Below are 12729 nucleotides of genomic sequence, written 5' to 3' on the forward strand. Positions count from 1 at the left end.
CTCGTGCCGTTGTCGTCCGAAAGCGGATGATCACCAATGGCCACGATCGCGATCCTGATCGGCACGCAGGCAGGGGCCCGGCTGCTGGCCGCCGCCTCCGAGCGGGAGGCGGCCCTGTCGGCCGAGGCGTTCCTGCTGCGCCTGCCCGTCCGGGCGCTGCCGGCCCCGCTCTGGGTGCAATGCGCCGACCCGGCGGTCAGCGGACGCCTCACCGGCTATCTCAACGCCCTGCAGGCTGAGCAGGTGCGCGAGCGCGCCGTCCGGACCTGACGCGTGCGCGGGTATCCTGCGGTCGTCGGCGTTCGACGGACGCGATGCCCGTCGCGACATCCGCCCATCGTTCCGGTTCCGGTTTCCGGGGCGATGCGCTAACGCCACCGGCATGAGCGAGACACGCGAGACGGGCCGATCCGGTGGCGCCGGGGCGCCCACCGGGGGGGCGCCGGCGGAGACCCCCCTGGGCAGGCTCCTGGGCCTGATGGCGGTGCTGCGCGACCCCGTCCGCGGCTGCGCCTGGGACGTGGCGCAGACCCCGGCCAGCATCGTGCCCTACACGATCGAGGAGGCCTACGAGGTCGCCGACGCGGTGGCGCGCGGCGACCGGGACGACCTGCGCGACGAACTCGGCGACCTGCTCCTGCAGGTGGTGTTCCACGCCCGCATGGCCGAGGAGCAGGGCGCCTTCGCGTTCGACGACGTGGCCCGGGCGATCGGCGACAAGCTGGTGCGCCGCCATCCGCATGTGTTCGCGCCGGACGGGACGCTGCTGCCGGCGGGGTCGCCGCTGCGCGATCCGGCGCAGGTCGAGGCGCAATGGGCGGCGATCAAGGCGCAGGAGCGGGCGGCCCGGGCGGCGGCGGACTCCGCGCCGGACCCGCTGGACGGGGTCGCCCGCGCGCTCCCGGCTCTGGCCCGGGCGGAAAAGATCTCCCGGCGGGCGGCCACCTACGGCTTCGACTGGGACGACGCCGCCCAGGTGGTCGGCAAGGTCCGGGAGGAGACCGACGAGGTCGCCGAGGCCCTGGCGGCGGCCGACCGGACGGCCGTCGCCGAAGAGATCGGCGACCTCCTGTTTTCGGTGGCCAATCTCGCCCGCCATGCCGGGATCGATCCGGAGGCGGCCCTGCGCGACGGCACCGCCAAGTTCGAGCGCCGCTTCGCCGCCATGGCCGCGCATCTGCGGGCGGCCGGCGGGGACCTCGGCCGGTCGGACCTGCCCGCCATGGAGGCCGCCTGGCAGGCGGCGAAGCGCGACGAGGGGGATCATCGGATCAGGTAGCGCATCGTCCCGAAAGGTGGAGGCCGGCTTTCGGAACGAGACGATGCGGATCAAAAAGCGAGCGCATCGTCCCGAGAGGCGGCTTCCGGCTTCCGGAGGGGACGATGGGCCGGGCCGGCGCGACGATCCTGCGCGGGGCGCGGCCATCCCCGAGGGCTCGACAGGCCCCGACCGGCGGATATGTTCCGCCCATGCGTCTCGCCCTCCCCGCCTTCGCCGCCCTCGCGCTCGCCGCGTCCCTGTCCCGGCCCGCCGCAGCCGAGACGATCGTCCAGGGGCGGTTCGGCTGCCACAGCCAGGAGGTCACGGACCGCCTGTTCAAGCTGGTCATGGCCGGCGACGAGTCGGGCTTCGGGCAACTCCTGCGGGGCAGTCTCGCCAGCGGCGAGTGCCGGTCCTGGAAGCCCGGAGAGGCGGTCCGGCTCGAATCCCGGACGATGAGCTACGGCTGCCTCGCCCCGGAGGGCGCGCAGGACCGCTGCTACTGGACGCCGCTGAGCGCGATCGCGACGCCGAACTGAGATCGCCGGGGCCGGAACCCGGTCCCTCAGGCCGCCCGCACGGTGCTGAGGAACCTTTCGACCTCGGCCGAGAGCTGCTCGGCGTGGCGCGACAGGTCCGTGGCCGCCGTGAGAACGTGGTCGGCCGCCCGGCCGGTCTGCTCCGAGGCCTGCGCGACGCCGGCGATGTTGCCGGTGACCTGCTGCGTTCCGGCCGTCGCCTGGCCGACATTGCGCACGATCTCCTGGGTGGCCGCGCCCTGCTGCTCCACCGCCGCCGCGATCGTCGCCGCGACCGCGTTGATCTCGCGGATGCGGCCCATGATCGTGCCGATGGCCCCCACCGCCTCGCCGGTCACGCCCTGGATCTGGGACATCTGCCCGGCGATCTCCCCGGTGGCCTTGGCGGTCTGGTTCGCCAGTTCCTTCACCTCGGCGGCGACGACCGCGAAGCCGCGCCCCGCCTCGCCGGCCCGCGCCGCCTCGATCGTGGCGTTGAGCGCCAGCAGGTTGGTCTGGGCCGCGATGCCGGAGATCAGCTGCACCACGTCGCCGACCCGGGTGGCCGCCTCGCTCAGCGCGCCCACCAGCGCCGCGGTCTGATCGGCCTCGCCGACGGCCTTCTGGGCGAGGTCGGTCGAGCCGGTCACCTGCCGGCTGATCTCCTGGATCGAGCTGCCGAGTTCCTCGGTGGCCGCCGCCACCGTGTTGACGTTGGCGGCGGCCTGCTCGGCGGCCACGGCCACGGCCGTGGATTGTTCGGCGGTCTCCTGGGCGGTCGCCGACATCCGACGGGCGGTCTCCTGCAGGGTGGCGGCCGCGGACGAGACCAGCCCGACGATGCCGGCCACCGCCCGCTCGAAGGCGTCGGCGAGGTCCATCATGGAGCGCTTGCGCTGCGCGGCGGCGGCGGCCTCGTCCGCGTGCCTGCGCTCCGCCTCCTCGGCGGCGCTGCGGGCGACCATGGCCTTGATGCCCTCGACCGCGCGGCCGACCGCGCCGATCTCGTCCCGGCGGGCCGCCACCGCGAGGGCGGTGCCGCTCTCGCCGCCCGCCATGCGCTGCAGGGCGGCCACCAGGCTGTCGAGGGGGCGCGTGACCCCGAGCACCGCGATCCCGCAGGCGACGCCGAGCGCGGCCAGCAGCCCGACCACGGCGGTGACGATCAGGATGGTGCCCGCGCGCTCGACCTCGGCCTGGGTGGCGCGCTTGCCGTCGTCGATCTGCCGTTCCACCTCCTGCATGTGGCCCTGCATCGCCGTGTGGAACGCCTGACGCATCGCCTGCGCGTCCTTCACCGAGATCTGGATGGCCCCGTCCCGGTCGCCCTTGAGGGCCGCGAGGTTGCTGCGCGCGACGATCTCGAACACCGAAGCGGCGGCCGCGCGAATGGTCTCGATCTTCGCCTTCTCCGCATCGGTCTTCGATGCGGCGATGAGACGGTCGAGGTCGTCGAGCGTCGCCTTGGCGGCCTCGTCGTAGCGGCTCTTGAACGCGACGAGGTCGGCCTCCGGTTTTCCGATGATCATGTTGCGGTTCATGAGGGCGGCGTCGCCCAGATGGATCCGGGTGTTCTGGAGCCCCGTCAGGCGACCGGCCAGATAATCCCCGACGTAGCTGCTGCGTGCCTGGATCGAGGACATCGTGCTGAGCGCGTAGAAGACGGTGATCGCGCTGATCAGGGTCGTGATCGCCAGGGGCGCGACGATCTTCGTAAGAATCTTGATGTCGTCGAGGAGTCTCATCGGAAGCCAATCCAGCGGTGTTGGTCATCGGGCGCGCGGTCAATGCTGCCTGCGCCGGTCTGGCCGCTGTCGCGGTTGGCGTCGCCCTAGCACGCTGACTCTCTCTGCTCAATGAATTAGCATGATCGAGTCTGCAGAACGGATTCCAATCTCGGACGAATGCAGTTGGCATCATCCGACAGGTAGGAGATATATTCGAGTATCGATTTAAATATTTTGGGTATTCGGCGGATCGATCGCGTTATTCGTCCCCGTCGGAAGATCGAGTCTGTCGTTAATCGGTCTTCTCGCCGGCGGCGCGTCCCGGCGGCGCAGGACGGGCGGGGCCGGCGGCGCCTAGCGCCGCGTCCTGGATATTGGAACCAGGACGCGGCGCTAGGCCCTTGGTTTGGCGCCATCTCTTTTCGAAAGCCGGAACGCACCGCTCGGGATGATGCGCGGGAGCAGCGCCTTCTCTTGGGAGCGCTCAGGCGGCCTTCTCGTCCGTGGCCTAGGCGGCCTTCTTGCCCTTGGCCTTCGGCGGCTCGGCCGGCGGCTCGGCATCGTCGCCGGGCGTGCCGGCGGTGTTGATCGACGTGGCGATCTTCGACAGCAGGGCGTCGGTCTTCTTCTCCTCCTGCAGGGTCTCGTCCAGGAGCTTGGCGGCGTCCGCGTAGCCGAGCTGGGACGCCCAGGTCTTCAGGGTGCCGTAGCGGGCGATCTCGTAATGCTCCACCGCCTGGGCGCAGGCGGCCAGCACCGCGTCGGCGGCGGGGCTGCCCTCGAAATCCTCGAGATCCTCCTCCATCTCGGAGACGATGCCCTGCATCGCCTCGCAGGTCTTGGCGCGGGCGGGCTTGCCGATGATCTCGAACACCTGCGTCAGGCGCTCCACCTGCTGGGCGCTCTCCTCGGCATGGGTCTCGAAGGCCTGGGCCAACTCCCCGTGCTCCGCCGCCTTGGCGGATTTCTTGAGGGCTTTCACCGACTGCTTCTCGGCGTAGTAGACGTCCTTCAGGGTCTCGTAGAAGGCGTCGTGCAGCGTCTTCTGCTTGGCCATGGCGGTCTGTCTCCGTTGCGGCGCCACCCTCGGATCGGCGGCCACCGGACGGGCAACGCCGGTCCGGCCAAGCGTATCCGGCCGATCTCGTCCCCCGCCGGAGGAATTTTTCGCCCGGCGGCACCGGGTCCTGTCCCCGGCCCGGGATCCCGGGATCAGGGCCTGCCAGGATCCTGGGATCCCGGGATCACGGTTTTCGGGCGATCCCGGCCGGTCTGCGGGATCGGCGGAACGGCCAGTCGATCAGGCCGCCGGCCCAGAGCGCCGCCCAGACGAAGACCGGCTGAAAGGCGAGCCGCGGGCCGTGGTACCACCAGGAATCCGGGATGCCGTCGACGTGGACATGGTCGAAGGCGTGCTTGAGGTTCGCCGGGTAGACGCAGACCGCGTAGAGGGCGAGGCCGATCGCCGCCGCCCGGCGGAACCGCCCGGTGAGGAGGCCGACCGCGCCGGCGATCTCGCACAGGCCGGTGGCCTGGAGGACGAGGCGCGGCGCCGGCACCCAGTCGGGCATCAGCGGCAGCATCGCGTCGGTGGCCACGAGGTGGACGACGCCGATGAACAGGTAGACGGCCGCGAGCCCGTAGCGCAGACGCCGCCGCCCCGTCTCGATCGCCTGATCGGTCATGCAACCCCGTCCTCCGGTACGCCGCAGGCCCGGGCCACCCGGGCGCGCAGCGCCGTCATGAGCCGGGCCGAGGCCGGGTGGCCGGCGCCGGGAAACGCCCTGTCGCCGATGGCCGTCACGGGCGCCAGCAGCCGCAGGGAGTTGGTCAGGAACACGGCCTCGGCGCCGAGGAGGTCGGGCAGGCTCAGGGACCGTTCCTCCGCGCGCAGGCCGCAGCCGGCGGCGAGCCCCAGAACCTCCGCCCGCACGATCCCGGCCAGCACCCCGTCGGTCAGCGGCGGCGTCGCCAGGGTCTGCCCGAACAGCGCGAACAGGTTGCCGGTGCCCGCGCAGGCGACGCGGCCCCGTGTGTTGCGGAACAGAGCCTCGTCGAAGCCCGCGGCGGCGGCCTCCCGGGCGGCCAGCACCGCGTCGAGGTAGCCCAGCGTCTTCAGCCGGGCGGTGGGCGCCGTGTCGTTGCGGGCGATGGCCGTGGGCCACAGGCGCAGGGGCGCGAAGGCCGCGCTCCGGGCGCTCGGCGCCGCGGTGGCGAACAGGGTCGGGTGCGGATCCTCCGGGGGCTTCAGGCCCCGCGGGCCGGAGCCGCGGGTGAGGGTGGTGCGGATCGCCAGCCTGTCCGTCTCCCCCCTGCCCTGCCCGGCGAGCGACCGCATGGCGGCGCGGATCCGCTCCGGCTCGGCCGGGATCCCGAGCGTCGCCGCGGAGGCGACGAGCCGGTCGACATGGGCGTCCTCGAAGGCGACGCGGCCGCCGAGCGCCAGCGCCGTGTCGAACAGGCCGTCGCCGAGCGTCAGGCCGCGGTCGGTGTGGTCGAGGGGCGCGTGCGTCCCCGGGACGATCGCCCCGTCACGCCACAGCATCGCGGCGTCCCTCCGGCTGCGCGCGCCAGGCGCGGGCCAGGCCCAGGAAATTGGCGAACAGGGCGTGGCCGCCCTCGGTCAGGACCGATTCCGGGTGGAACTGGATGCCGTAGGTCGGGTGGGTCCGGTGCGAGAGCGCCATCACCTCCCCCTCCGGCGAGACCGCGTCGACGGTGAGGTGCTTCTCCATGCCGGGCTCCGGTGTCACCACCAGCGAGTGGTAGCGCCCGACCGGCATCGGCGCCGGCAGCCCGGAGAACAGCCGCTCGCCGGTATGGGCGATCGGCGTCGCCTGCCCGTGGAGCGGGCGCTGCGCCCGCGCGACCCGGCCGCCGAAGGCCGCGCCGATGGCCTGGTGGCCGAGGCAGACCCCGAGGATCGGCACCGCACCCGACAGCTCCCGGATCGCCGGCAGGGAAATTCCGGCCTCCGCCGGGGTGCAGGGACCGGGCGAGACCACCAGGGCCTCGGGGGCGAGCGCCCGGATGCCGGGGACGTCCAGCGCGTCGTTGCGCACGACCCGGACCTCCTCGCCGAGTTCCTCCAGGTAGCGGACCACGTTGAAGACGAAGGAATCGTAATTGTCGAGGACGAGGATCATGCGAAGGCCTCGAACACCCGGGCGGCCTTGGCCAGGGTCTCGTCGTATTCCGGCCCGGGCTCCGACAGCAGGGTCACGCCGCCGCCGGCCTGCAGCACCGCCTGCCTGTCGTCCATGAACACGGTCCGGATCGCGATGGATGTGTCCAGCGCCCCGTCGAAGCCGATCCGGCCGATGGCGCCGCAATAGAGCTCCCTCGCGTCGCCCTCGATCTCCGTGATGATGTCCATGGCCCGGATCTTCGGGGCGCCGGTGATCGAGCCCCCGGGGAAGGTGCCCTCCAGGAGGTCGAGGGCGTCGAGCCCGTCGCGGAGTTGCCCGGTCACCACCGACACCAGATGGTGGACGTTGGCGTAGGTCTCCAGCCCGCAGAGCGTGGGCACGGCGACGCTGCCCGGCGCGCAGACCCGGGACAGGTCGTTGCGCAGCAGGTCGACGATCATGACGTTCTCGGCCCGCTCTTTGACGGAGGCCTGGAGCGCGGCGGCCGCCGCCCGGTCGGCCTCCGGATCGTCGAGGCGGCGGGCGGTGCCCTTGATCGGGCGCGTCTCCACCTGCCGGCCGTCGAGGCGGATGAAGCGCTCGGGGGAGGAGGAGGCGACGCGCAGCCCCTCCAGCTCGAGATAGGCCCCGAAGGTCGCCGGGTTGGTGGCGCGCAGGCGCCGATAGAGGCCGAACGGATCGAACCCGGCCGGCAGATCGGCGGTGAAGCGCTGGGCGATGTTGGCCTGATAGATGTCGCCGGCGCGGATGTAATCACGGACCTTTTCGACAGCCAGCTCATAGCGCTGCCGGTCGAAGTTCGAGCGCCACGCGAGCGGTGTGCCCGGCCGGTCCGGTGCCGCATCCGCGGGCTCGGCGCTGCCGAGCCGGTCGGCGAAGCCGGCGAGCCGCGCCGCCGCCCGGGCCTGGCGGGCCTCCGGGTCGCGCTCGGGAAAGCCGGTGGCGACGAGCCGGCCGGTGCCGGCGGCGTGGTCGATCACCAGGGCCGTGTCGTAGAGGTTCAGGGCGATGTCGTCGGTGAGCCCGGCCCGCCGGGCCGGTGCCGCGACGCGCTCCAGGGCCGCGCCGAGATCGTAGGCGAGATAGCCGATCGCCCCGCCCGGGTAGGGGTTTTCGGGGTCGGGCGCGATCCGGTAGGGCGCGAGGCAGGCGCGCAGGGCCGCGAAGGGACCGCCCGGCACCGGGCGCCCGTCGAGGGTCGCGCGCCCGTCGCGGTAGCGGAAGCGGGCGAACGGGTCGGCGGCCACGATCGACTGGCGTCCCAGGGACTCGTGCCGCATGGCGCTGTCGAGGAAGGCGAGCCCGGGCAGGGACCGCAGCCGGGCCGCTGCCGCCACCGGGTCGATGAAGGGGATCTCTCGGGTCCACATGGCCGGGTTCGGGGCCGCTATCCTCTGGCTATGCGTCATCCGCTGCCGTCGCACAGGCGATGCCGCGGGGGAAGCGGCAGTTCCACGCAGGCACCGCCGCTCGGTGCGGGCAGGACGTGTCCGCGGCGCAGGATACACCCTGAGGCGGACACCGACGCTGACGGTCGAGCGCGACCGGCCCGCTCCTCCATGCAGGCCAATGACCTCATATTTTTCCGTCGGATAACAGGCGCGAAGGGCTCCGGGTCTCTCCCTCCCCCCTCTGCGGGGGAGGGTGGCCCCTGCATCGGCAGGGGTCGGGAGAGGGGAACCCGGCTTCAGAATGAGACGGGGGCCTTCAAGACGGGCATAAGCCTCGTTCTGCACTGTCGCTCCCCTCTCCCGACCCCCTTCGGGGGCCACCCTCCCCCGCAGAGGGGGGAGGGAGACGTGGGTGTGTCAGGCGGTTGCGCTTAGCCGCGAGCTTTGTGTGCCTCCGGCAGGATGCGAGACACAGGGCAAACGCTCATGTGATCTCTGAGGAATCATTTAGAACCTTCTGCAAGAGAAAAGGGTTTTTTGATTTATCGTAGCCTCGCGCCCCGGGCCGGCCACCCCTGCGGCGGACGGTCTCGCGCGGGCGGGCTGGAACCGCTATAGGGATGCGACCCCGAATTCTCGTCCCCGCGCTCCGTGTGGCTGCCCCACCGGCCACACGCGGGCGGCGTCCGACCCGTCGAATGCGCCCATGACCGCCACCGCCACGCCCGCCCCCAGCGGATCCGCCCCCAAGGCCTCGGCTCCGAAGATCTCGTTCGTGTCGCTCGGCTGCCCGAAGGCGCTGGTCGATTCCGAGCGGATCCTCACGCACCTGCGCGCGGAGGGCTACGAATTGGCCCGCCGCCACGACGGGGCCGACGTGGTGATCGTCAACACCTGCGGCTTCCTGGATTCGGCCAAGGCGGAATCGCTCGCGGCCATCGGCGAGGCCATGGCGGAGAACGGCCGGGTGATCGTCACCGGCTGCATGGGCGCCCAGCCGGAGGAGATCCGCGAGAAATATCCCGACCTCCTGGCGGTGACCGGGCCCCAGGCCTACGAGTCGGTGGTGGCCGCCGTCCACGAGGCGGTGCCCCCGGCCCACGACCCGTTCCTCGACCTCGTGCCGCCGCAGGGGATCAAGCTCACCCCGCGCCACTACGCCTACCTGAAGATCTCGGAGGGGTGCAGCAACCGCTGCAGCTTCTGCATCATCCCATCGTTACGCGGGAACCTCGTCAGCCGCCCCGCCGCCGATGTGCTGCGGGAAGCGGAAAAACTGGTCACCGCCGGCGTCAAGGAGCTGCTGGTGGTCTCGCAGGATACCAGCGCCTACGGGGTCGACATCCGCTACGCCGAGAGCCCCTGGCGCGACCGGAGCGTGCGGGCGAAGTTCTACGATCTCACCAAGGAGCTCGGCGAACTCGGGGCCTGGGTGCGGCTGCACTACGTCTACCCGTATCCGCACGTGGACGAGGTCATCCCGCTGATGGCCGAGGGCAGGGTGCTCCCCTACCTCGACATGCCGCTCCAGCACGCGAGCCCCTCGGTGCTCAAGCGCATGCGCCGGCCCGGCAACCAGGAGCGCCAGCTCGACCGGATCCGCAGCTGGCGGCAGGTCTGCCCGGATCTGGCGATCCGCTCGACCTTCATCGTCGGCTTCCCCGGCGAGACCGAGGCCGAGTTCGAGGAGTTGCTGGCCTGGCTCCAGGAGGCCAAGCTCGATCGCGTCGGCTGCTTCGAATACGAGCCGGTGGCGGGCGCCACCGCCAACGCGCTGGGCGACCTCGTCCCGCCGGCGCTGAAGGCCGAGCGCAAACGCCGGTTCATGGAGACGCAGAACGGGATCGCGCTCCGGCTGCAGCGGGCCAAGGTCGGCAAGCGGCTGGCCATGATCGTCGATGCCGTCGAGGGCGGCGTCGCCCGGGGCCGGTCGAAGGCCGACGCACCGGAGATCGACGGCACCGTCCACGCCGCCTTCCGGCGCCCGGTCCGGGTCGGCGACATCGTCACCGTGAAGGTCGACCGGGCCGAGGCGTACGATCTGTACGGCAGCGTGGCCTGATTTTTTCGGACTTCACGCGATCCCCTGTGCGCTACGGGACCGGGCCGGTTGACCCGGACCTCCAGTCCTGTGTGTTTGGAACATAACAGGAACTCAAGCCCGGCACCCGAGGCGGCGATGGATCCGGAGGTCGCGCTCCGAAAGATCATCCACATCGACATGGACGCGTTCTACGCCTCCGTGGAGCAGCGCGACGACCCGGCCCTGCGCGGGAAGCCGCTGGCGGTGGGCGGCTCGCGGGAGCGCGGCGTCGTGGCGGCGGCGAGCTACGAGGCGCGGACGTTCGGCGTGCGCTCGGCCATGCCGTCGGCCACCGCCCGGCGGCTCTGCCCGGACCTGCTGTTCGTGAAGCCGCGCTTCGAGGTCTACCGGGCGGTCTCTGAGGAGATCCGGGCGGTCTTCGCCCGGCACACGGCGCTCATCGAGCCGGTGGCGCTGGACGAGGCCTATCTCGACGTCACCGAGAATTTCTTGGGGCTGCCGACCGCCACGGCGGTGGCGAAGGCGATCCGGGCCGAGATCCTAGAGCGCACCGGGCTCGTCGCCTCGGCTGGGGTCTCGTACAACAAGTTCCTGGCCAAGGTCGCCTCCGATCACCGCAAGCCCGACGCCCTGTTCGTGATCACCCCCGCCATGGGTCCCGACTTCGTGGCGGATCTGCCGATCGGCCGGTTCCACGGGGTCGGCCCGGTCACCGAGGCCAAGATGAAGCGCCTCGGGATCCACACCGGGGCGGATCTGCGCGCCTGGACGTTGGAGCGCCTGCGCGAGATCTTCGGCTCGTCGGCCGCCTACTACCACGCGGTCGCCCGCGGCATCGATCACAGGCCGGTGCGCGCCCACCGGGTGCGCAAGTCGATCGGGGCGGAGACCACGTTCTCGGAGGACACCGCCGCCTTCGCGGTCCTGGCCGCCCGCCTCGCCCCGCTGTTCGACAAGGTCTGGGCCGGGGCCGACGCCAAGGGCATGCGCGCCCGGACCGTGACCCTGAAGCTCAAGTTCTCGGATTTCGCCCAGGTCACCCGGGCGAAGTCGCTCGCCGCGCCGGTCGCCGACCGGGCGAGCCTGGATCGGATCGGCCTCGACCTGCTCGCCGGCCTGTTTCCCCTCCGGCGCAGCGCGCGGCTGGTCGGCGTCTCGCTGTCGGGCTTCGCGCAGGGGGAGATCGAGGGGCCGATGCAACTCGGGTTAGAGCTATAGAGAGGCGATCAATTTTAGGTTACAGGTCCTATGCTGCGACGCAGCGCCCATCGTGCGATGCCGCACTTTCGGTTCGGCAGGGCAACACCAGATTGGCGGCACGGCGTGCCGCACCGTACGGACGGGCGCCGCCGAGAGAGAAGGACCCCCGTCCATGACGAAGCCCACTGCGCTGGTCGCGACCGCTGCCCTGACGCTGGCCCTGTCGGCCGGCGCTGCCCTCGCGGACGGCAATTCCGCCTTCAGCGCCTCCAACACGGCGCTGCTGATGGGCAACACCGCGAGCCCCGGCCGCCTCTATGTGCCGACTGAGAGCGACGAGGACCGGCTCATCACCAGCTCCATCGCCGCCCCCGCCCCTGCCGCCGCTCCGCATGGGCAGAAGGCGCCGGCCCGCATGCCGGCCCGCTGAACGAGCCGCAGGCCCGGGCGCCCGCTCGACGTCCGGGACAACGTGAGGTTTGCATCGTTCGGGCGTTCTTGGCTCAGGCGTTCTTGCGCGGCCGGTGGTTCGGGTCGATGCCGCCGTCGAGCTTGGTCTCGTTGTCCACGTCGCCCTCGAAGGTCGAATCCGCCTGCAGATCGGCGGGGTCGGCGCCGCTCATGCCCTTCGAGGTGCCGATGCCGGGATTGCCCTTGAGGTCGGCGTCGGTGGGCGTCTCGGTCTTGGGGTGCTTGCCTGACATGCTGGCTCCTGTCGCGTTCCGGAGCGAGGCCAACGCGTCGGGGCCGATGCGGTCGCCCGGGGCCCGTGCGGCGGTTCGCCTCCGGGGCCGTGCGGGCGCTCAGCCGATCTCCGCCGCCGCGATCCGGTGCACCCCCGCCGCCCGCATCCGCGCCCAGGCCTGCGCGAGGGCTCCGTCGACGTCGATCCCGCGGACGGCATCGTCCACCACCCAGACGTCGAAGCCCGCGTCGCGGGCATCGAGCGCGCTCCAGGCGACGCAGAAGTCGGTGGCCAGCCCGCACAGGACGAGGCGGGTGATCCCGCGCTCCCGGAGCGCCCCGGCGAGGCCGGTGCGGGTGGTGCGGTCGGCCTCCAGGAAGGCCGAATAGCTGTCGACCCGGGGATCCAGCCCCTTGCGGATCACCAGCCCGGCCCGGTCGGTGTCGAGGCCCGGCGCGAAACCCGCCCCCTTGCTGCCCTGGACGCAGTGCCGGGGCCACAGCACCTGCGGACCGTAGGGCAGAGCCACGGTCTCGAAGCTTGCCCGTCCCGGATGATTGTCGGCGAAGGAGACGTGGTCGGCCGGGTGCCAGTCCTGCGTCAGGGCGACGTGCCGGAACTGTTGCTGGAGCGCGTTGACCGGGCCCACCACCGCGTCGCCCTCCGGGACGGGCAGCGCCCCGCCCGGCAGGAAATCGACCTGCACGTCGATCACGAGGAGCAGGTCGCCGCCGCCGGGAGTCACGGCTTGAGC

Annotated in this window: 14 protein-coding genes; 6 read left to right on the forward strand and 8 right to left on the reverse strand. The window is 71.8% G+C overall.

Going from position 1 to position 12729, the window contains the following annotated elements; genetic code table 11:
* The first annotated feature begins 36 nt into the window (after positions 1–36).
* From AC3IF1_RS18410 to AC3IF1_RS18420, 3 genes are all read left to right on the forward strand, one after another.
* Positions 37–270, forward strand: a complete 234-nt coding sequence (locus AC3IF1_RS18410) for a hypothetical protein (protein ID WP_243968234.1) — start codon at positions 37–39, stop codon at positions 268–270.
* A gap of 112 nt (positions 271–382) precedes the next feature.
* Complete coding sequence (gene mazG, locus AC3IF1_RS18415) at positions 383–1279, forward strand: nucleoside triphosphate pyrophosphohydrolase (protein WP_489218766.1); 897 nt, start codon at positions 383–385, stop codon at positions 1277–1279.
* A 191-nt stretch (positions 1280–1470) separates the two neighbouring features.
* Entirely contained in the window at positions 1471–1800 is a 330-nt protein-coding gene (locus AC3IF1_RS18420) for a hypothetical protein (RefSeq protein ID WP_243968231.1), read from the forward strand.
* A 26-nt stretch (positions 1801–1826) separates the two neighbouring features.
* Here the strand turns inward: AC3IF1_RS18420 and AC3IF1_RS18425 are convergent, their stop codons facing one another.
* The 6 genes from AC3IF1_RS18425 to pabB form a co-directional block, all read right to left on the reverse strand.
* A complete protein-coding gene (locus AC3IF1_RS18425) occupies positions 1827–3524 on the reverse strand; it encodes a methyl-accepting chemotaxis protein (protein WP_489218767.1) in 1698 nt (565 codons plus the stop codon).
* Positions 3525–4014: 490 nt separating this feature from the next.
* A complete protein-coding gene (locus AC3IF1_RS18430) occupies positions 4015–4563 on the reverse strand; it encodes a YciE/YciF ferroxidase family protein (RefSeq protein ID WP_243970977.1) in 549 nt (182 codons plus the stop codon).
* Between the two features lie 187 nt (positions 4564–4750).
* The gene (locus tag AC3IF1_RS18435; RefSeq protein WP_243970979.1) at positions 4751–5191 is read right to left on the reverse strand and encodes a DoxX family protein; all 441 of its coding nucleotides are present in this window, start codon (positions 5189–5191) and stop codon (positions 4751–4753) included.
* Positions 5188–6051 (reverse strand): aminotransferase class IV, encoded by an 864-nt coding sequence (locus tag AC3IF1_RS18440; RefSeq protein ID WP_243970981.1) that lies wholly within the window; start codon positions 6049–6051, stop codon positions 5188–5190. Before AC3IF1_RS18440 ends, AC3IF1_RS18435 begins: the two co-directional genes overlap by 4 nt.
* On the reverse strand, positions 6038–6652 hold the full coding sequence (locus tag AC3IF1_RS18445; protein ID WP_489218768.1) for an anthranilate synthase component II: 615 nt from the start codon (positions 6650–6652) through the stop codon (positions 6038–6040). Before AC3IF1_RS18445 ends, AC3IF1_RS18440 begins: the two co-directional genes overlap by 14 nt.
* Positions 6649–8025 carry an aminodeoxychorismate synthase component I gene (gene pabB / locus AC3IF1_RS18450; protein ID WP_489218770.1) on the reverse strand — a complete coding sequence of 459 codons (1377 nt, stop codon included), beginning with the start codon at positions 8023–8025 and terminating at the stop codon, positions 6649–6651. Before pabB ends, AC3IF1_RS18445 begins: the two co-directional genes overlap by 4 nt.
* Positions 8026–8752: 727 nt before the next feature.
* Here pabB and rimO point away from each other — a divergent pair.
* The 3 genes from rimO (at position 8753) to AC3IF1_RS18465 (ending at position 11720) form a co-directional block, all read left to right on the forward strand.
* Positions 8753–10108, forward strand: a complete 1356-nt coding sequence (rimO, locus tag AC3IF1_RS18455) for a 30S ribosomal protein S12 methylthiotransferase RimO (RefSeq protein ID WP_489218772.1) — start codon at positions 8753–8755, stop codon at positions 10106–10108.
* Positions 10109–10225: 117 nt separating this feature from the next.
* A complete protein-coding gene (gene dinB / locus AC3IF1_RS18460; RefSeq protein ID WP_489218773.1) occupies positions 10226–11308 on the forward strand; it encodes a DNA polymerase IV in 1083 nt (360 codons plus the stop codon).
* Positions 11309–11462: 154 nt separating this feature from the next.
* Positions 11463–11720: a hypothetical protein gene (locus AC3IF1_RS18465; RefSeq protein WP_489218774.1), complete on the forward strand. Its 258-nt coding sequence runs from the start codon at positions 11463–11465 to the stop codon at positions 11718–11720.
* A gap of 73 nt (positions 11721–11793) precedes the next feature.
* Here the strand turns inward: AC3IF1_RS18465 and AC3IF1_RS18470 are convergent, their stop codons facing one another.
* Together AC3IF1_RS18470 and pncA are read right to left on the reverse strand one after the other, a co-directional pair.
* A complete protein-coding gene (locus AC3IF1_RS18470; RefSeq protein ID WP_243970991.1) occupies positions 11794–11994 on the reverse strand; it encodes a hypothetical protein in 201 nt (66 codons plus the stop codon).
* A gap of 99 nt (positions 11995–12093) precedes the next feature.
* The gene (gene pncA / locus AC3IF1_RS18475; RefSeq protein WP_489218775.1) at positions 12094–12720 is read right to left on the reverse strand and encodes a bifunctional nicotinamidase/pyrazinamidase; all 627 of its coding nucleotides are present in this window, start codon (positions 12718–12720) and stop codon (positions 12094–12096) included.
* Between the last annotated feature and the right edge of the window lie 9 nt (positions 12721–12729).

The organism is Methylobacterium sp. E-012 (genome assembly GCF_057836545.1).

Excerpts from the sequence above, each read along its gene's own strand:
- AC3IF1_RS18435 (WP_243970979.1), bottom strand. The coding sequence starts at position 5,191 with ATGACCGATCAGGCGATCGAGACGGGGCGGCGGCGTCTGCGCTACGGG.
- AC3IF1_RS18445 (WP_489218768.1), bottom strand. The coding sequence starts at position 6,652 with ATGATCCTCGTCCTCGACAATTACGATTCCTTCGTCTTCAACGTGGTC.
- rimO (WP_489218772.1), top strand. The coding sequence starts at position 8,753 with ATGACCGCCACCGCCACGCCCGCCCCCAGCGGATCCGCCCCCAAGGCC.
- AC3IF1_RS18430 (WP_243970977.1), bottom strand. The coding sequence starts at position 4,563 with ATGGCCAAGCAGAAGACGCTGCACGACGCCTTCTACGAGACCCTGAAG.
- AC3IF1_RS18440 (WP_243970981.1), bottom strand. The coding sequence starts at position 6,051 with ATGCTGTGGCGTGACGGGGCGATCGTCCCGGGGACGCACGCGCCCCTC.
- AC3IF1_RS18410 (WP_243968234.1), top strand. The coding sequence starts at position 37 with ATGGCCACGATCGCGATCCTGATCGGCACGCAGGCAGGGGCCCGGCTG.
- AC3IF1_RS18420 (WP_243968231.1), top strand. The coding sequence starts at position 1,471 with ATGCGTCTCGCCCTCCCCGCCTTCGCCGCCCTCGCGCTCGCCGCGTCC.
- AC3IF1_RS18425 (WP_489218767.1), bottom strand. The coding sequence starts at position 3,524 with ATGAGACTCCTCGACGACATCAAGATTCTTACGAAGATCGTCGCGCCC.
- pabB (WP_489218770.1), bottom strand. The coding sequence starts at position 8,025 with ATGTGGACCCGAGAGATCCCCTTCATCGACCCGGTGGCGGCAGCGGCC.
- dinB (WP_489218773.1), top strand. The coding sequence starts at position 10,226 with ATGGATCCGGAGGTCGCGCTCCGAAAGATCATCCACATCGACATGGAC.
- AC3IF1_RS18470 (WP_243970991.1), bottom strand. The coding sequence starts at position 11,994 with ATGTCAGGCAAGCACCCCAAGACCGAGACGCCCACCGACGCCGACCTC.
- AC3IF1_RS18465 (WP_489218774.1), top strand. The coding sequence starts at position 11,463 with ATGACGAAGCCCACTGCGCTGGTCGCGACCGCTGCCCTGACGCTGGCC.
- mazG (WP_489218766.1), top strand. The coding sequence starts at position 383 with ATGAGCGAGACACGCGAGACGGGCCGATCCGGTGGCGCCGGGGCGCCC.